Origin of the sequence: Alicycliphilus denitrificans, assembly GCF_044792555.1 — a bacterium.
Taxonomy (GTDB): domain Bacteria; phylum Pseudomonadota; class Gammaproteobacteria; order Burkholderiales; family Burkholderiaceae_C; genus Alicycliphilus; species Alicycliphilus denitrificans_A.
Genome location: NZ_CP126238.1, coordinates 3,409,470 through 3,427,294 on the forward strand (window position 1 = coordinate 3,409,470; position 17,825 = coordinate 3,427,294).

Consider the following 17,825-nt stretch of genomic DNA (forward strand, 5'->3'; position numbering starts at 1 on the left):
CCTGGGTTGGGCGCGTTGCGCCCTCATGCCTCGGGGCCGGGAATTCTATGCCAGGGCCCTTGGGCCTGCCGCCCAAGGGCAAGTGCCATTACGCCCCGTCGGGATCAGAACAGCACGCGGCAGCGCATGGTGCCGGGCACCTGGGCCAGCTTTTGCAGCGCCAGGTCGGAGGAGCGCGCATCCAGGTCGATCACCACATAGCCCACGGCCTCGTTGGTCTGCAGGTACTGGGCCGCAATATTGATGTGGTTGTCCGACAGGATGCCGTTGATCTGCGACAGCACGCCCGGCACGTTGCGGTGGATGTGCAGTATGCGGTGCTTGCCAGGGTGGGCCGGCAGCGCCACCTCGGGGAAGTTCACCGAGGTGGTGCTGGTGCCGTTGTCGCTGTACTTGACGAGCTTTTCCGCCACCTCCAGGCCAATGTTGGCCTGCGCCTCCTGCGTGGAGCCGCCGACATGCGGCGTGAGGATGACGTTGTCCAGCCCGCGCAGGGGGGATTGGAATTCATCCTTGTTGCTCCTGGGCTCGACCGGGAACACGTCCACGGCCGCGCCCAGCAGCTTCTTGTCGCGCAGCGCCTGGGCCAGCGGCTCGATCTCCACCACCGTGCCGCGCGAGGCGTTGATGAGGATGGCGCCGGGCTTCATGGCGGCGATCTGCTGCGCGCCCATCATCCACTGGGTGGAAGGCAGCTCGGGCACATGCAGGCTCACGATGTCGCTCGCCGCCAACAGAGCGTCCAGGCTGGGGGCCTGGCGCGCATTGCCCAGGGGCAGCTTGTTGACCACGTCGTGAAAAATCACCTGCATGCCCAGGCTCTCGGCCAGCACCGACAGCTGCGAGCCGATGGCGCCATAGCCCACGATGCCCAAGGTCTTGCCGCGCGCCTCATAGGCGTTGTCGGCACTCTTGAGCCAGCCGCCACGGTGCGCCACGGCGTTCTTCTCGGGCACGCCGCGCAAGAGCAGGATGGCCTCGGCCAGCACCAGCTCGGCCACCGAACGGGTGTTGGAGTACGGCGCGTTGAACACCGCAATGCCGCGCTCGCGTGCGGCCTCCAGATCGACCTGGTTGGTGCCAATGCAGAAGCACCCCACGGCCACCAGCTTGTGCGCATGCGCAAACACCTCGGCCGTGAGCTGGGTGCGCGAGCGTATGCCCAGGAAATGCACGTCCGCGATCTTCTTGCGCAGCTCCTCGCCCTCCAGCGCACCGGCCAGCACCTCGACCTGCATGTAGCCAGCGGCGCGCAACACCTCCACGGCACGCGGGTGCACGCCTTCGAGCAACAGAAACTTGATTTTGCTTTTTTCCAGGGATGTCTTGGTCATAAAAGGGCAATCCAGGGCAGGCGCCTGCGGCAAGGCATGCAAAAAGAGTGTGCCGCGAAGGAAACAGGCTGCTTATTGTGCAGCGCACCATCGCCATCGACCTGCAGGCGATGGCATATCCATGTTTGCGACAGCGCCATAAACCGCGCCAAAACGCGCAGATTCGCACACAAAACGTCACAGCAATGTCACAATTTGGCCTTCCCGTCCGCTGGCGGGTTTCCCCGGTTGTTGCTGTTTTTTCGGCATGCGACAACGACACCGTGCTGTCATGAACCGCCCGCACCATTGCGGCCTTTATGACTTTCGTCCATCAACGAGGAGTACCCATGCAATTCAAACAACTGGGATTGGCCGCATGCTTGCTTGCCACCGGCCTGACCGCACAGGCGCAAACCGAGATCCAGTGGTGGCACTCGATGACCGCCGTGAACAACGAATGGGTCAACGATCTGGCCAAGGAATTCAACGCCAGCCAGAAGGATTACAAGATCGTGCCCACCTTCAAGGGCTCGTATGACGAATCCATGACCGCCGCGATTGCCGCTTTCCGCTCGGGCAATGCGCCGCACATCCTGCAGGTGTTCGAGGTGGGCACGGCCACCATGATGGCCAGCAAGGGCGCCACCGTCCCCGTGGCCAAGGTCATGAAGGACGCGGGCGCCGACTTCAACCCCGCCGCCTACATCCCCGCCGTGGCCGCCTACTACACGGCGCCCGACGGGCAGATGCTGAGCTTTCCGTTCAACAGCTCGACCACCATCTTTTATTACAACAAGGACGCCTTCAAGAAGGCCGGCCTGAACCCCGACAAGGCACCCGCCACCTGGCCCGAGGTGTTCGAGGCGGCCAAGAAGCTCAAGGCCAGCGGCCACAGCTGCCCCATGACGCTGGCCTGGAACGGCTGGACCCAGCTCGAGTCCTTCTCCGCCTGGCACAACGTGGAATTTGCCACCGAGAAGAACGGCCTCTCGGCCAACGGCTACAAGGCACGCATGAAGATCAACTCGCCCCTGCATGTGCGCCATATCGACAACCTGGCCCAGGCGGCCAAGGCGGGCGAATATGTCTACAAGGGCCGTGGCTCGACCGCCCAGGCCTCGTTCACCGCGGGTGAATGCGCCATGATCCAGACCTCGTCGGGCTACTACGGCGATGTGGCCAAGAACGCCAAGTTCGCCTACGGCCTGGCCCCCATGCCCTACTACCCGGACGTCAAGGGCGCGCCGCAGAACACCGTCATCGGCGGCGCCTCGCTGTGGGTCATGTCCGGCAAGAAGGCCGAGGAATACAAGGGTGTGGCCCGGTTCTTCGAGTTCCTGTCGCAGACCAAGGTGCAGGCCGCCAGCCACCAGCGCACGGGCTATCTGCCCATCACCATGGGCGCCTACGAGCTGACCGACAAATCCGGCTTCTACCAGAAGAACCCTGGCACCGACGTGGCCGTGAACCAGATGGTGCGCAAGGTGACGGACAACTCGCGCGGCATCCGCCTGGGCAACTACGTGCAGATCCGTACCATCGAGGACGAGGAGCTGGAGCAGGTCTGGTCCGGCAAGAAGTCGGCCAAGGAGGCGCTGGACGCCATCGTGACCCGCGGCAACGAGCTGCTGGCACGGTTTGAGAAGTCGTACAAGAGGTAAGCCGCACGCAGTCCCGAACCACCGCACGCAGGCCAAACGGCCTGCGGCGGTTTTTTGTTGGTGAACCCCCATGGAAAAACGTGTCCTCTTTCGTTCCACCTGGCTGCCCTGGGTGCTGATCGCGCCGCAGCTGGCCATCATCGGCATCTTCTTCTTCCTGCCGGCGGGCCAGGCCGTGCTGCAGTCCTTCCAGGTGGAGGACGCCTTTGGCATGAGCCGCGAATGGGTGGGGCTGGACAACTTCCGTCAGCTGCTGGACAACCCGGACTACCTGGGCTCGTTCCAGCGCACGGCCCTGTTCTCGGTGCTGGTCGCCAGCATAGGCATCGTGGTGTCGCTGGCGCTGGCCATCTATGCCGACCGCATCGTGCGCTTTGCCATGGTCTACAAGACTCTGCTCATCGTGCCCTACGCCGTGGCGCCGGTGATCGCCGGTGTGCTGTGGGTGTTCCTGTTCTCGCCCTCGATCGGCGTCGTCACCCACTACCTGGGTCGGCTGGGCTACCAGTGGAACCACCTGATGAACGAAGACCAGGCCATGGCGCTAATCGTGCTGGCCTCGGTGTGGAAGCAGATTTCCTACAACTTCCTGTTCTTCCTGGCGGGCCTGCAGTCGATACCCAAGGCGCTCATCGAGGCCGCCTCCATCGACGGCGCCGGCCCCTGGCGGCGCTTCTGGAACATCCAGTTGCCGCTCTTGTCGCCCACCACCTTCTTCCTGCTGGTGATCAACATCGTCTACGCGTTCTTCGACACCTTCGGCATCATCGACGCCGCGACCCAGGGCGGGCCGGGCCAGTCCACCTCCATCCTGGTCTACAAGGTGTACCTGGACGGCTTCAAGGCGCTGGACCTGGGCGGCTCGGCCGCGCAGTCGGTGGTGCTGATGTGCATCGTCGTGGTGCTGACGGTGATCCAGTTCCGCTACGTGGAAAAGAAAGTCCAATACTGAGGCCCCCATGGTTGACCGCAATCCCTGGCTGACTTTTCTCTCCCACGTCGTGCTCATCCTGGGCGTGGCCATCGTGGCGTTTCCGCTCTACCTGGCGCTCGTCGCCTCCACGCACACGGCCGAGGCCATCGTGCAGTCGCCCATGCCGCTCTTGCCCGGCGTACACATGTGGGAGAACTACCGCGACGCCCTGCTGGGCTCGGGCAAGCTGGGCTCCAACACCAACGTGGTGCACATGATGTGGGTGAGCTTCGTCGTGGCCATCACCATCACGCTGGGCAAGATCGCCATCTCGCTGCTGTCGGCGTTCGCCATCGTCTACTTCCGCTTCCCGTTCAAGATGCTGTGCTTCTGGGCGATCTTCCTCACGCTGATGCTGCCCGTGGAGGTGCGCATCCTGCCAACCTACAAGGTGGTGGCCGACCTGGGCCTGCTCAACAGCTACGCCGGCCTGTCGCTGCCGCTCATCGCCTCGGCCACGGCCACCTTTTTGTTCCGCCAGTTCTTCCTCACCGTGCCCGACGAGCTGGTGGAGGCCGCGCGCATCGACGGCGCCGGGCCCATGCGCTTCTTCAAGGACATCCTGGTGCCGCTGTCGCGCACCTCGATCGCGGCGCTGTTCGTGATCCAGTTCATCTACGGCTGGAACCAGTACCTGTGGCCGCTCCTGATGACCACCAGCGAGGACATGTACCCGGTGGTCATCGGCATCAAGCGCATGCTGGCCGGTGGCGAGGCCGCGGTGGACTGGAATATCGTCATGGCCACCGCCATCCTCGCCATGCTGCCGCCCACGCTGGTGGTGATCCTGATGCAGAAGTGGTTCGTCAAGGGCCTGGTGGATACCGAAAAGTAACCCCCATGCCCACCGTTCTACGCATAGGCGCTTACCGTTTCTTCTTCTATTCCAATGAAAAGGGCGAGCCGCGCCACATCCATGTACAACAGCAAAATATGCTGGCCAAATTCTGGTTGCAACCCGTCGCTCTTGCCAACAGCAGCGGCTTTTCTGCGCAAGACCTCAGAAAACTCAGCGAGCTGGTCACCACGCACCAAACCACATTCACGGAGGCCTGGAATGAATTCTTTGGCGCTTGAATTCTCCCCTCATGCCGTCGCCCTGCGCTTTACCAGCGACAGCCTGGTGGTCACTTTGCACGATGGCCGTGAACTGTCCGTGCCGCTGGCCTGGTTTCCGCGCCTGGTGCGCGCCACGCCAGAGCAGCTGGCCCAGTTCGAATGGCTAGGCATGGGCGAAGGCATCCACTGGCCTGCGCTCGACGAAGACATTTCCGTCCTGGGCCTACTCGAAGGCCGCCCCAGCACCGAACTGCGGCCCACGCCCAACCCATAACGCTCAACGCACAACCTGACAATGGCATCCATCTCCCTCAAGAACATCGTCAAGCGCTATGGCAGCGGCAAATCCGCCGTGCCGGTGATCCACGGCGTGAACGCCGAGATCGGGGACGGCGAATTCATCGTCCTGGTCGGGCCCTCGGGCTGCGGCAAGTCCACGCTCCTGCGCATGATCGCGGGACTGGAGGAAATCACCGGGGGCGATCTCTTCATCGGCGACAAGCGGGTCAACGGCCTGGAGCCGGCCAGGCGCAACATCGCCATGGTGTTCCAGAACTACGCGCTCTACCCGCACATGAGCAACTACGAGAACATGGCCTATGGCCTGAAGCTCGCCAAAGTGCCCAAGGACGAAATCAAGCGCCGCGTGGACAAGGCCGCCAAGATCCTGGAACTGTCGCACCTGCTCGAACGCAAGCCGCGCGAGCTCTCGGGCGGCCAGCGCCAGCGCGTGGCCATGGGCCGCGCCATCGTGCGCGAGCCGCAGGTGTTCCTGTTCGACGAACCGCTGTCCAACCTGGACGCCAAGCTGCGCGGCCAGACGCGCATCGAGATCCAGAAGCTGCACGCCGAGCTGGGCATCACCAGCCTGTTCGTCACCCACGACCAGGTCGAGGCCATGACGCTGGCGCAGCGCATGATCGTCATGAACGCCGGCAACGTGGAGCAGTTTGGCACGCCCGAGGAGGTCTACCACGCGCCGGCCTCCACCTTCGTCGCGGGCTTCATCGGTTCACCGCCCATGAACCTGCTGAAGAATGCCCCCGGCGGCCAGGCCGGGCGCATCCTGGGCATCAGGCCCGAGCATATTGACCTGTGCGACGGCGGCGGCTGGCCATTCCAGGTGGAAACCGTGGAGCTGCTGGGCGCCGAGCGCCTGCTATACGGCAAGGTGGGCGGCGAGGACGTGACGGTGCGCGTGGAAGAAGGCAACGCCTACCCCCGCCCCGGCGAGACGGCGCGGATCCTGCCGCGCGAGGACCGCCTGCACTGGTTCAGCCAGGAAACCGGCAAGAGGATCTGATGAGCGCCCCCCTGTCCCCCTGGCCCTACCCACGCTGGATCGCCCACCGCGGCGCGGGCAGGCTCGCGCCCGAGAACACCCTGGCCGCCTTCCGCCTGGGCGCGCGCCACGGATACCGCATGTTCGAATGCGACGTCAAGCTGTCGAGCGACGGCGTACTCGTACTGCTGCACGACGCCACGCTGGAGCGCACCACCAGCGGCCATGGTCTGGCCGGCGCGCAGCCCTGGCGCGAGCTGGCGCAGCTCGATGCCGGCGGCTGGCACTCGCGCCAGTACGCGGGCGAACCCCTGCCCACCCTGACCAACGTGGCGCGCTGGTGCATCGCCAACGGCTACCACCTGAACATCGAGATCAAGCCCACGCCCGGCACCGAGCCGGAAACCGGCCGCGCCGTGGCCCAGCTCGCGGCACAGCTGTGGCAGGGCCAGGCCGCGGCGCCGCTGCTGACCTCGTTCAAGGCTGCCGCCCTGGCGGCTGCGCGCGAAGCAGCGCCGCAGCTGCCGCGCGGCCTGCTGGTGGACAAGCTGGCCGAGGGCGACGCCGACATGCAGACGGCCTTGCAGCTGGCCTGCCAGGCCATGGTGCTCAACCATGGCCTGTGGGACGCGGCCCTGGTCGCCCAGGTGCATGGCCGCGGCATGCGCTGCCTGAGCTACACCGTGAACGACGCATGGGCCGCCGAGCGCCTGATCGCGCTGCGCACCGACGGCATCATCACCGACCGCGTGGATCTGTTCAGCCCCGCGGCAGGCTGAACGCGGCGCGGCGCGAGCCGACAATGCGCCCATGAATCGCAGCCATCGCCCCTGCCCGTCGCCACTGCCGCCCCCGTTGCTGGCCTGGCTGCTGGCACTCTGGCTCGCCTGCCTGGGCATCCCCGCCGCGCAGGCCCAGCCCCTGCCGGCGGCCGCCCCCGCTGCCACGGCCCCCGAAGACAACAGTCCCCTGCCCCAGGTCGATGAGCTGCGCAAGCAGCTCGATGCCATACCGCAAAAGCTCGGCGAGCTTGACGACGGGCGCAAGCTGCTGGCCGATGTCAACTCCATCGGTCAGGCGGCCGAACGCGTCGTCGCGCGCCGCGGCCTCGAGCTCGCCGATGTGGACCAGCGCCTGGCGGGCCTGGGCCCCGCGCCCGAAAAGGGCGCACCCGCAGACGCGCCCGATGTGGCGCAGCAGCGCACAGCCCTGAACAAGCAGCGCACGGCCATCGATTCCGAGCTCAAGCTGGCGCGCCTGATCGCCGTCGATGCCGAGCAGCGCAGCGCGGACCTGCAGCGCCAGTGGCGCGCGCAGTTCCAGGCCCAGCTCACCTCGCGCACCGACTCGCCGCTCGCCCCCAGCTTCTGGCGCAACCTGCGCTACGCCCTGCCCGGCGACTACGCGCGCCTGAAGGGCTTGGGCGCAGACCTGGCCGGCGCCGTGGACACCGGCCTGCAGTCGCCCCGCGGCAACCAGTTCCTGGGCTATCTTGGGCTGGCGCTGCTGCTGGCCGTGGGAGGCACCTGGCTGGCCAAGCGCATCCTGGTGCGGGCGCTGCCGCACCGCTTGCCAGCGGCGCGGCTGCGGCGCTCGCTGCTGGCGGCCGCCGCCATCGTGGCCAACGTGCTCATCATCGGCACTGCACTGCAGCTGGCCTGGAGCGGCATCCAGCCCGGCGGCGTGCTGGACGAGGACATGCTCGCGCTGCAGCAGGCCAGCCTGCGCGCCGCCGCCTACGCCACCTTCGTGATCACGCTGGGGCAGGCGCTGCTGTCGCGGCGGCACAGCTCCTGGCGCCTGCTGCCCATCTCCGATGCGCTGGCGCGGCGGCTGAGCCCCTTCCCCTGGTGGATCGCCCTGCTCTCGGCCCTGGGCGGGCTGGTGACGGACGTGAACGCCATCGTGGGCGCCAGCCTGGCGACCGAAGTCCTGGTGCATGCGCTGTTCGCGCTGCTGATGTCCATCACGGTGGCCGCAGCGCTGGGCCACCTGCGCGCCACGCCGGCTGCGCCCGCCGGCGGCGAGGGGGCCGCAGCCGCAGGCGAAACCGGGCGCCCGCTGTGGCTGGGCCTGATCCTGGCTGGCGCCGGCCTGGCCGTGGCCATCACGGTGCTGGCCGTGGCGCTGGGCTATATCGCGCTGGCCGGCATGCTGGCGCGGCAAATGGTCTGGTCGGGCGTGGTGTTTGCCGCCACCTACCTGCTGATCCAGCTGGTGGACGACCTGTGCGAGGCGTTGCTCTCGTCCAAGGGCGATTTCGGCAGACGCATCCACGCCACGCTGGGCATAGAGGCCCGGCTGCTGGACCAGACGGCGGTGCTGACCTCGGGCGTGCTGCGCGTGCTGCTGTTCTACTTCATGGTGATCGCGCTCATGGCGCCGCTGGGCACCCATCCGGACGAGCTGTTTCGCCGCGGCAGCAACGTGGACCGCAGCCTGAAGATCGGCGACTTCACGCTCGCGCCCCAGGCGCTGTTCACGGCGCTGGCAGTGATCTGCGCGGGCTTTCTGACGATCCGCATCGTCAAGCGCTGGCTCAGCGACCGCTACTTCCCACACACGGCGCTGGAGCCCGGCATGCGCAGCTCCATCGTCACGCTGCTGGGCTACGTGGGCGGCGTGGTGGTGATCGCGGTGGCGCTGGCGGGCCTGGGCATCAGCGTGGAGCGCATCGCCTGGGTCGCCAGCGCGCTGTCGGTGGGCATAGGCTTTGGCCTGCAGGCCATCGTGCAGAACTTCATCTCCGGGCTGATCCTGCTGGCCGAGCGCCCGGTGAAGGTTGGCGACTGGGTAGTGCTGGGCGAGACCGAGGGCGACGTGCGCCGCGTGAACGTGCGCGCCACCGAGATCCAGCTCTGGGACCGCTCCACGGTGATCGTGCCCAACTCCGAATTCATCACCAAGACCGTGCGCAACATGACGCTGGGCAGCGCCCAGGGCCGCGTGCTGCTGCGCCTGCCCGCGCCGCTGGACGCCGATGCGCGGCGCCTGCGCGCGCTGGTCCTGCAGGCCTTCGAGGCGCACCCGGACATCCTGGAGACACCCGCCCCTTCGGTCACGCTGGAGGGCATACAAAACGGCACGCTCACCTTTCTAGCCATCGGCTACGTGGGCAGCCCGCGCCAGGTCTCGGGCGTGAGGAGCGAGCTGCTGTTCGCCATCCTCGACGCGCTGCGCGAGGCGGGCCTGGCCTTGTCGCCGCCGGCCACCATTTCGGTGGCGCAGACCCAGCGCGCGCCGGCGCAGGAGCCAGCGCCGAAAGAGGCCTGATGCTTTTTTTATTGATAGCTATCAGCGCTTATCCAGTAATCGCTGAAGGCGTTTTTCACTCAAATTTCGGCAACTGCGTGCGCACATGGCCCGCCACCACGCCCAGCAGCTGGTCCAGGTGCCGCTGCAGCGGCACAAAGCCGGCGTTGGGCGCGCGCGTGTCCTCGTCCATGTAGACCGGGCGGCGGATCTCGATCTGCAGGCTGTGGCGCCCCAGCTGCGGCTGGCCGATGCGGCCGATCAGCTCCACGCCCTTGTAGGGCTCGTTCAGCGCCACGCTGTAGCCAAAGCCGCGCAGCGTATCGGCGATCAGCTGCACGAAGTCCGGCGCGCAGGTCGTGCCGTCGCGGTCGCCGAGCACGAAGTCGGCCAGCGGCGGCGCATCCTGGCGGCCCAGGCGGCGGTACACGTCGCTGGGCATGGAATGCAGGTTCAGGTGCCACACGGCGCCAAAGCGCCGCACGCTGGCGTCGATCGCCTGCTGCAGCTGCGCATGGTAGGGGCGCCAGTAGCGCGCGATGCGCTGCTGCACCTCGGCCACGGTACGCCGGCGCGCATACAGCGGCGTGGCCACGCCGTCCTTGACGATCTGCTGCCAGACCAGGCCCAGGCCCTGGCGCGTCTTGGGGCCGGGGGCCAGCGGCACGGGCCAGTCGCCCTCGATCTGCGCCGGGTCCAGGTCCGTCTCGCTGCGGTTCACGTCGATGTAGGTGCGCGGGAAGGTCGCCGCGATCAGCGTCGCGCCATGCGCCGGGGCGCTGTGCCAGAGGCGGTGCACATGCGTGTCCTCGCCGCGGCGCAGCAGGCTCATGGGCACGGCGTGGCCGAAGTCGGCCGGATAGGCCGTGCCGCTGTGCGGCGAGTCGCACACCAGCGGCAGCGGCTGCCCCGTGGGCTGCCAGACCTCGACCGGGCGGTCCGGCCGGGGGCTCAGGTCGTCTTGCGGGAATGTCAATCGCGCACCATCAGTCCATCTTGATGTTAGCGCGCTTGGCCACGGCCGTGTAGCGCACGATGGCGGCGTCGATCTGCTTGGCGAACTGCTCGGGCGTGTTGGCCATGGATTCGCCGGAGATGCCCTTTTGCTTTTCCACGTAGTCGGGCATGGCCATGGCCTTGTGCGCGGCGGCGTTCAGCTTGGCGATGATCTCCTTGGGTGTGCCCGCGGGCGCCACCAGGCCGAACCAGCCGCCATCGCCCATGCCGGCGTAGCCCAGCTCGGTATAGGTGGGCACGTCGGGCAGCACCGGGCTGCGCTTCAAGGCCAGCACCGCCAGCGGGCGCAGTTTGCCCGACTGAATGTTGGCCAGCGTGGAGGGCAGGTTGTCCGTCATGGCGTTGACTTGGCCGGCCAGCGCATCGGTGGCGGCCTGGCCCGCACCCTTGTAGGGAATGTGCAGCAGGTCAATGCCCGCCAGGTTCATGAAGTTCTCGATGTTGGCATGGCCCAGCGAGCCCGTGCCCGGCGAGGCGAAGGTGTACTTGCCCGGATTGGCCTTGGCCAGGGCCACGAACTCCTGCATGGTCTTGGCCGGCACGCTGGGGTGCACCACGAACACGCTGGGTACGCTCATCACGTTGGTGATGGGAGCGAAGTCCTTCACCGCGTCGTAGGGCAGCTTGGCGTAGATGGCCGGATTCGCGCCGTGCGTGCTCACCGTGGCCATGCCGATGGTGTAGCCGTCGGGGGCCGACTTGGCGATGGCGTCGGCGCCGATGGAGCCGCCCGCGCCGCCCTTGTTGTCCACCACCACGGCCTTGCCCAGGATGGGGCCCATCTTGTCGGCCAGCAGGCGGGCCACCATGTCGGTGGAACCGCCGGGCGCGAACGGCACGATCAGCTTGATGGGGCGGTTCGGGTAGTCACCCGCCTGCGCATGGACCAGGGGCGCGAAGGCCGCGGCGGCGGCGCAGGCGGCCAGGGTGGACAACAGGGTACGGCGCAGTGTCATGGGTTTCTCCTCGTCGATAGGTTATGAAATACGTGGCGCCGATTCTTGAGCGCAATGCCGCGCGCGAAAAGCGACAAAATGGCGCCCATTCATTACCAACGCTCATACATAGTCACCGCCCATGCGCATCCACTCGCCCTCCCTGCCTGAACTGCACGCCTTTGCCGCCGCGGCGCGGCTGGGCAGTTTCTCGCAGGCGGCGGAGGAACTGAGCGTGACCCAGGGCGCCATCAGCCGCGCCATCGCCCGGCTCGAAGACCACCTGGGCGTGGCGCTGTTCGCGCGCGAAGGCCGGCGCAGCGTGCTCACGCGCGCCGGGGCCGACTACCTGGGCGCCGTGGGACCGTCGGTGGCCACCATCGAATCGGCCACGCTGGCCCTGCGCACGCGGCGCAGCGCGCAGCAGCTGCGCCTGTCGGTGGCGCCCACGCTGTTCAGCCACTGGCTGATCCCGCGCCTGCCCGACTTCCATGCGCGCCACCCGGGCATCGCCCTGTCGTTCGCGCCCTACCGGCGCGACGACCCGCTCACCGCGCCCGAGATCGACGCCTGGATCCGCGTCGGCCGCGCCGACTGGCCGGCAGGCATGGCGGCCGACTACCTCGTGGGGCGCGAGCTCGTGCCCATCTGCCGCCCGGCCGACCTGCAGGGGCCGCAGGCGATACGCACCCCGGCCGACCTGCTGGCGCGGCCGCTGCTGTTCCACACGAATTACCCGGACAACTGGGCGCACTGGTTCGCCGGCGTGGACTGCACCCACGGGCCGCTCGTGCCGGCGGCGGACTTCGAACTGGTGTCGCTGCTGGTGCAGGCGGTGATCGCCGGCCTGGGCGTGGCCGTGGTGCAGCGCGCCCTGGTGGAGCCGGAGCTGGCCGCCGGGCGCATCGCCCTCGCCATCGACCGGCCGGTGCTGCTGGACCGCGGCTACCACCTGTGCCTGCCCACGGGGCGCGCGCCCCAAGCGGCGCTGCAGGCGCTGCGCGCCTGGCTGCTGGAGCAGGCAAACGGCTGATTCAGCCGCGCCAGGCGCGCAGCAGCAGCCACTGGCAGCTGGCGCTGGCGAGCACCAGCGCGGCGTAGGTGACCATCCTGCCGTCGCGCCCCAGCAGCACCAGGCCGGCGCCCAACACGGCGCAACCGACCGCAAAATTGATAGCTATTGACGCAATCCAGTGCTGCTTTTTAGCCATTTTTCGCATGAACATATGGCTGGCCAGCACCAGCAGCAGCGCCAGCGCCAGCGCAGGGGCGACAAAGTTCAGAAGATGATTCAAGGCGGCCAGCAGGCTCATACGAACATGATGCAAATCAAGCATTTGTACCGTAGCGTGCCCGATTGCACGGTCGATTTTATAATCCCCGGTTATGGCAGTCTGGGCTCTCGGCATCAATCACCACACCGCACCGCTGGATCTACGGGGACGGTTCGCCTTCGCCGTGGACCAGATGGCACCCACGCTGCACGGCCTGCGCCAGTCGCTGTCCCAGGGCGCGGGGCGCCACCCCAGCGTGGAGACGGCCATCATCTCCACCTGCAACCGCACCGAGATCTACTGCGCCGCCCCCATGTCCACGCCCGGCCCGGCGCTGGACCACACGCTGGACTGGCTCGCCGCCAGCGGCGGCGTCAGCCCGGCGCTGCTGCGCTCGCACTCCTACAGCCTGGAAAACGGCCTGGTCGCGCGCCACGCCTTTCGCGTGGCCAGCGGGCTCGATTCCATGGTGCTGGGCGAGGCCCAGATCCTGGGCCAGATGAAGGACGCCGTGCGCGCCGCCGAAGGCGCCGGCGCCCTGGGCACCACGCTGAACCAGCTGTTCCAGCGCAGCTTTGCCGTGGCCAAGGAGGTGCGCACCAGCACCGACATCGGCGCCCACAGCATCAGCATGGCGGCGGCCGCCGTGCGCCTGGCGGGCCAGCTGTTCGAGGACCTGTCGCAGATCCGCGTGCTGTTCGTGGGCGCGGGCGAGATGATTGAGCTGTGCGCCACGCATTTCGCGGCCAAGAACCCGAAGCAGATCGCGATCGCCAACCGCACGCTGGAGCGCGGCGAGAAGCTCGCCACGCGCTTTGGCGGCGAGGTCATGCGCCTGGCCGAGCTGCCCGAACACCTGCATGAATTCGACGCCGTCATCAGCTGCACCGCCTCCAGCCTGCCCATCATCGGCCTGGGCGCGGTGGAGCGGGCCCTGAAGAAACGCCGCCACCGCCCCATCTTCATGGTCGACCTGGCCGTGCCGCGCGACATCGAGCCCGAGGTGCAGCAGCTCGAAGACGTGTACCTGTACACCGTGGACGACCTGGCCGGCGTGGTGCAGACGGCCCAGGCCAACCGCCAGGCGGCAGTGGCCCAGGCCGAGGCCATCATCGACGCCGGCGTGCAAAACTTCATGCACTGGATGGAGCTGCGCAGCCCTGCCAGCCAGTCCGGCGCCGTGGTGCCGCTGATCCGCCAGCTCAACAGCCAGGCCGACGAATGGCGCGCCCTCGAGATCGCGCGCGCCAAGAAGCTGCTGGCCAAGGGCGAGGACATCGACGTGGTGCTGGAGGCCCTGTCGCGCGGCCTCACGCAGAAAATGCTGCACGGCACCATGGCCGAGCTGCGCGCCGGCGACGCCGACGCGCGCGCCCAGACGGCCCAGGCCGTCTCGCGCCTGTTCCTGCGCTCGCAAAGCAAGAACGGGCTGTAGCGGCGCCCGCCGCTGCATTTCAAGCCAAATCGGCAAATAGCGCTTTACCAGAAAGCGCTAACAGCTACATAAACAGTAGCAAACCCTTATTCCTACCCGATGAAACCCTTTCTCCGCAGCCAGTTGGAGCGCTACGCGCAGCGCCTGCAAGAGCTTGATTTCCTGCTCTCGCGCGAGGACATCATGGCCGACATGCAGCAGTACCGCAGCATCTCGCGCGAGCATGCCGAGGTGACGGCCGTGGCCGGCCGCTACGCGCGCTACCGGCAGCGCGAGGCGGACCTGCAGGGTGCCCAGGAAATGCTTGACGACCCCGACATGGCCGAGATGGCGCAGGAGGAAGTCAGCGCCGCCGCCGCCGAGCTGCTGCAGTTGGAGGACGAGCTGCAGCGCCTGCTTTTACCGAAGGACCCGGACGACGAGCGCAACGCCTTCATCGAGATCCGCGCCGGCACGGGCGGCGACGAGTCCGCCCTGTTCGCCGGAGACCTGGCGCGCATGTACACGCGCTACGCGGCAACGCAAGGCTGGAAGGTCGAGGTCATGAGCGCCAACGAGAGCGAGCTGGGCGGCTACAAGGAGGTGGTGCTGCGCATCGAGGGCGAGCATGTGTATGGCGCGCTGCGCTTCGAATCGGGCGGCCACCGCGTGCAGCGCGTGCCCGCCACCGAGACACAGGGCCGCATCCACACCAGCGCCTGCACCGTGGCCGTGATGCCCGAACCCGACGAGACCCAGGCCATCACGCTGAACCCGGCGGACCTGCGCATCGACACCTTCCGCGCAAGCGGCGCGGGCGGCCAGCACATCAACAAGACCGACTCCGCCGTGCGCGTAGTGCACATTCCCACCGGCATCGTCGCCGAGTGCCAGGACGGGCGCAGCCAGCACAGCAACAAGGCCAAGGCGCTGCAGGTGCTGCAGGCACGCATCCAGGAGAAGGAGCGCAGCGAGCGCGCCGCCAAGGAGGCCGCGCTGAGGAAGGGCCTGGTAGGCTCAGGCGACCGCAGCGACCGCATCCGCACCTACAACTTCCCGCAGGGGCGGCTCACCGACCACCGCATCAACCTCACGCTGTACAAGCTGCTGGCCATCATGGAGGGTGATCTGGGCGATGTGCTGCAGGCCCTGCAGCATGCGCGCGAGGCGGAACTGCTGGCCGAGTTGGGTTTGGATTGATTTCCGGCTATAACACCCGCCAGTAAAGCGCAACCAGCTATTGATAACAGAGCATCAATGCCTTCGACCACCATCGCCCAGGCACTCGCCCAGGCCCAGGCCGCGGGCCTGGCGCGCATCGACGCGCAGATGCTGCTGCTGCATGTGCTGGACCGGCCCAGCCACGACCGCGCCTGGCTGCTCATGCACGACGGCGACGCCATGGATGAGGGCGCGCTGGCGCGCTGGCACGCCCTGTGCGCGCGGCGTGCGGGCGGCGAGCCGGTGGCCTATCTCACGGGCCGCAAGGAATTCTTCGGCCTGCCGCTGCAGGTCGATGCGCGCGTGCTGGACCCGCGCCCGGACACCGAAACCCTGGTGGAATGGGCGCTGGAGCTGCTCGCCCCCTGCCCGGCCCCGCGCGTGGCCGACCTGGGCACGGGCAGCGGCGCCATCGCCCTGGCCATACAACAGCAGCGCCCCGACGCCCGCGTGCTGGCCGTGGACGCCAGCGCCGGCGCCCTGGCCGTGGCCCGCGCCAACGCGCTGCGGCTCGGCCTGCCGGTGCAGTGCGTGCAGGGCGACTGGCTCGCGGGCCTGGCCGGTCCGTTCGACGCCATCGTCAGCAACCCGCCCTATATCCCCGCCGCCGACCCGCACCTGGCCGCGCTCACGCACGAGCCCCTGTCGGCCCTGGCCAGCGGCGCCGACGGGCTTCAAGATATCCGCAACATCATCGCCCAGGCACCGGCCACGCTGGCTCCGGGCGGCTGGCTGCTGCTGGAGCATGGCTGGGACCAGGCGCAGGCGGTCCAGGCGCTGTTGCGCGCGGCGGGCTTCGATCAGGTACAAAGCCGCATGGACCTGGCCGGCATAGCCCGATGCAGCGGCGGGTCAATGCCAGTAGGGCTATCGCCCACAGTGAAATAATCACCGGCTAGCCGGCCTGTCGGGCCGCCCCCATTTCAGGAGAATCCCATGAGCGACGCCAAACAACGCATTGAGCAACTGGTCAAGACCAACGACATCCTGCTGTTCATGAAGGGCAACACCAACTTTCCCATGTGCGGCTTCTCGGGCCGCGCCGTGCAGATCCTCAAGGCCTGCGGCGTGGACCCCAAGGACATCGCCTCCGTGAACGTGCTGGAGGACGACGAGATCCGCCAGGGCATCAAGGACTTCAGCAACTGGCCCACCATCCCCCAGCTGTATGTGAAGGGTGAATTCATCGGCGGCTCGGACATCATGATGGAGATGTACGAGTCGGGCGAGTTGCAGCAGGTGCTGGGCACGTCCAGCCAGGCCTGATAGTCCACCGCCACGCCGAGAGCCGCTCCCAGGAGCGGCTTTTTTGTGCCCGCCGTCCTACGGGATTTATCCGACAAACGCCGGCGCCGCACTGTGCTTGAATGGGCCTGTCCACTGCCTACGGGAGCATGACATGACCAGCCACAGCCTTGTACCGCAAGCCCCCGCCCTGAGCCTGCCCGTGGCCCAGATGCGCAACGTGTTCCGGCCAGCGGATGTGGCGCGCAAGCTCGCACGGCTGCAGGAGGCCGGCGCCCAGCGCGACCATGAGCAGCTGCGCTCGGTGTATGAGCGCATGCTCGAGCGCGGCCCCGAGCGCTTCCAGGTCAAGCCCGCCGGCCTGCCCGACATGGCCGGCCTGTATGAGCAGCTGCCCAACTTCATCGAGGTCCTCGACGACGTGCGCCGCCAGGTGGCCCTGGCCCAGGACAGCCGCGACGGCCTGGAGGTCACGCCCATGCTGCTGCTGGGCGCGCCCGGCATAGGCAAGACGCATTTCGCGCGCCAGCTCGCGGCCCTGCTGGGCACGGGCATGAACCTGGTGCCCATGAGCTCGATGACGGCCGGCTGGCTGCTGTCGGGCTCGTCGTCGCAGTGGAAGGGCGCGCGCCCGGGCAAGGTGTTCGAGACCCTGGTGGAGGGCGAATACGCCAACCCGGTGATCGTGGTCGACGAGATCGACAAGGCCGCGGGCGACGCGCAATACGACCCGCTGGGCGCGCTCTACGCGCTGCTGGAGCACGACACGGCCCAGAGCTTCACCGACGAGTTCGCCGACGTGGCCATAGACGCCAGCCAGGTCATCTGGATCACCACGGCGAATGACGAGCGCGCCATTCCCGACCCGATACTGAACCGCATGAACGTCTTTGCGGTGCAGCCGCCCACGCCGTCCCAGGCGCGCGCCATCGCGCAGCGGCTGTACCAGTCCATACGCGCCGAGCATGACTGGGGCCGCCTGTTCGAGCCCGAACCGCGGTCCGACGTGCTGGACCTGCTGGCCCGGATGCCCCCGCGCGAGATGCGGCGCGCGCTCATGACCGGCTTTGGCAATGCCCGCCTGGAGCAGCGCGAGCGCGTGGAGACGGGCGACCTGCCGCGCATGTCCTGCGGCAAGGGACACATCGGCTTCATGCAATAAGCGCCGGCTACACT

At 67.5% G+C, this 17,825-nt stretch carries 19 protein-coding genes; 15 read left to right on the plus strand and 4 right to left on the minus strand.

Annotated features, from left to right (window positions below; genetic code table 11):
- Window positions 1-104 precede the first annotated feature (104 nt).
- Window positions 105-1,334: a phosphoglycerate dehydrogenase gene (gene serA, locus P7644_RS16200; protein ID WP_404300273.1), complete on the minus strand. Its 1,230-nt coding sequence runs from the start codon at window positions 1,332-1,334 to the stop codon at window positions 105-107.
- Between the two features lie 77 nt (window positions 1,335-1,411).
- On the opposite strand from serA, the gene P7644_RS16205 reads away from it, so the two are divergent.
- The 9 genes from P7644_RS16205 to P7644_RS16245 all read left to right on the plus strand — a co-directional run bounded on the left by P7644_RS16205 (window position 1,412) and on the right by P7644_RS16245 (window position 9,564).
- Window positions 1,412-1,609 (plus strand): hypothetical protein, encoded by a 198-nt coding sequence (locus tag P7644_RS16205; RefSeq protein WP_404300274.1) that lies wholly within the window; start codon window positions 1,412-1,414, stop codon window positions 1,607-1,609.
- 54 nt (window positions 1,610-1,663) lie between these two features.
- Window positions 1,664-2,977, plus strand: a complete 1,314-nt coding sequence (ugpB, locus tag P7644_RS16210; RefSeq protein ID WP_404300275.1) for a sn-glycerol-3-phosphate ABC transporter substrate-binding protein UgpB — start codon at window positions 1,664-1,666, stop codon at window positions 2,975-2,977.
- Between the two features lie 70 nt (window positions 2,978-3,047).
- Window positions 3,048-3,929 (plus strand): sn-glycerol-3-phosphate ABC transporter permease UgpA, encoded by an 882-nt coding sequence (gene ugpA, locus P7644_RS16215; RefSeq protein WP_404300276.1) that lies wholly within the window; start codon window positions 3,048-3,050, stop codon window positions 3,927-3,929.
- 7 nt (window positions 3,930-3,936) lie between these two features.
- Window positions 3,937-4,785, plus strand: a complete 849-nt coding sequence (gene ugpE / locus P7644_RS16220) for a sn-glycerol-3-phosphate ABC transporter permease UgpE (protein ID WP_404300277.1) — start codon at window positions 3,937-3,939, stop codon at window positions 4,783-4,785.
- Window positions 4,786-4,790: 5 nt separating this feature from the next.
- Window positions 4,791-5,027, plus strand: coding sequence for a DUF4160 domain-containing protein (locus tag P7644_RS16225; protein WP_404300278.1), 237 nt, complete (start codon window positions 4,791-4,793; stop codon window positions 5,025-5,027).
- Entirely contained in the window at window positions 5,008-5,283 is a 276-nt protein-coding gene (locus P7644_RS16230) for a DUF2442 domain-containing protein (RefSeq protein ID WP_404300279.1), read from the plus strand. The genes P7644_RS16225 and P7644_RS16230 overlap by 20 nt, the downstream gene beginning before the upstream one ends.
- A gap of 21 nt (window positions 5,284-5,304) precedes the next feature.
- Window positions 5,305-6,312: a sn-glycerol-3-phosphate import ATP-binding protein UgpC gene (locus P7644_RS16235; RefSeq protein WP_404300280.1), complete on the plus strand. Its 1,008-nt coding sequence runs from the start codon at window positions 5,305-5,307 to the stop codon at window positions 6,310-6,312.
- Window positions 6,312-7,070 (plus strand): glycerophosphodiester phosphodiesterase, encoded by a 759-nt coding sequence (ugpQ, locus tag P7644_RS16240; protein ID WP_404300281.1) that lies wholly within the window; start codon window positions 6,312-6,314, stop codon window positions 7,068-7,070. The genes P7644_RS16235 and ugpQ overlap by 1 nt, the downstream gene beginning before the upstream one ends.
- 31 nt (window positions 7,071-7,101) lie before the next feature.
- Complete coding sequence (locus P7644_RS16245; RefSeq protein ID WP_404300282.1) at window positions 7,102-9,564, plus strand: DUF3772 domain-containing protein; 2,463 nt, start codon at window positions 7,102-7,104, stop codon at window positions 9,562-9,564.
- 55 nt (window positions 9,565-9,619) lie between these two features.
- On the opposite strand, the gene P7644_RS16250 is transcribed toward P7644_RS16245, so the two are convergent.
- Together P7644_RS16250 and P7644_RS16255 are read right to left on the minus strand one after the other, a co-directional pair.
- On the minus strand, window positions 9,620-10,519 hold the full coding sequence (locus tag P7644_RS16250) for an N-formylglutamate amidohydrolase (protein ID WP_404300283.1): 900 nt from the start codon (window positions 10,517-10,519) through the stop codon (window positions 9,620-9,622).
- A gap of 10 nt (window positions 10,520-10,529) precedes the next feature.
- Window positions 10,530-11,516 carry a tripartite tricarboxylate transporter substrate binding protein BugE gene (locus tag P7644_RS16255; protein WP_404300284.1) on the minus strand — a complete coding sequence of 329 codons (987 nt, stop codon included), beginning with the start codon at window positions 11,514-11,516 and terminating at the stop codon, window positions 10,530-10,532.
- Between the two features lie 121 nt (window positions 11,517-11,637).
- Between P7644_RS16255 and P7644_RS16260 the strand changes: the two genes are divergently transcribed.
- Entirely contained in the window at window positions 11,638-12,528 is an 891-nt protein-coding gene (locus P7644_RS16260) for a LysR substrate-binding domain-containing protein (protein ID WP_404300285.1), read from the plus strand.
- A 1-nt stretch (window position 12,529) separates the two neighbouring features.
- Here the strand turns inward: P7644_RS16260 and P7644_RS16265 are convergent, their stop codons facing one another.
- Window positions 12,530-12,808: a hypothetical protein gene (locus P7644_RS16265; protein ID WP_404300286.1), complete on the minus strand. Its 279-nt coding sequence runs from the start codon at window positions 12,806-12,808 to the stop codon at window positions 12,530-12,532.
- A 73-nt stretch (window positions 12,809-12,881) separates the two neighbouring features.
- Between P7644_RS16265 and hemA the strand changes: the two genes are divergently transcribed.
- From hemA to P7644_RS16290, 5 genes are all read left to right on the plus strand, one after another.
- On the plus strand, window positions 12,882-14,204 hold the full coding sequence (gene hemA / locus P7644_RS16270; RefSeq protein WP_404300287.1) for a glutamyl-tRNA reductase: 1,323 nt from the start codon (window positions 12,882-12,884) through the stop codon (window positions 14,202-14,204).
- 99 nt (window positions 14,205-14,303) lie between these two features.
- Entirely contained in the window at window positions 14,304-15,383 is a 1,080-nt protein-coding gene (gene prfA / locus P7644_RS16275) for a peptide chain release factor 1 (RefSeq protein WP_404300288.1), read from the plus strand.
- Between the two features lie 57 nt (window positions 15,384-15,440).
- Window positions 15,441-16,292 (plus strand): peptide chain release factor N(5)-glutamine methyltransferase, encoded by an 852-nt coding sequence (gene prmC, locus P7644_RS16280; protein WP_404300289.1) that lies wholly within the window; start codon window positions 15,441-15,443, stop codon window positions 16,290-16,292.
- A gap of 48 nt (window positions 16,293-16,340) precedes the next feature.
- Window positions 16,341-16,670, plus strand: coding sequence for a Grx4 family monothiol glutaredoxin (gene grxD, locus P7644_RS16285; RefSeq protein WP_404300290.1), 330 nt, complete (start codon window positions 16,341-16,343; stop codon window positions 16,668-16,670).
- Window positions 16,671-16,803: 133 nt separating this feature from the next.
- The gene (locus tag P7644_RS16290; protein WP_404300291.1) at window positions 16,804-17,811 is read left to right on the plus strand and encodes an AAA family ATPase; all 1,008 of its coding nucleotides are present in this window, start codon (window positions 16,804-16,806) and stop codon (window positions 17,809-17,811) included.
- The last annotated feature ends 14 nt before the right edge of the window (window positions 17,812-17,825 follow it).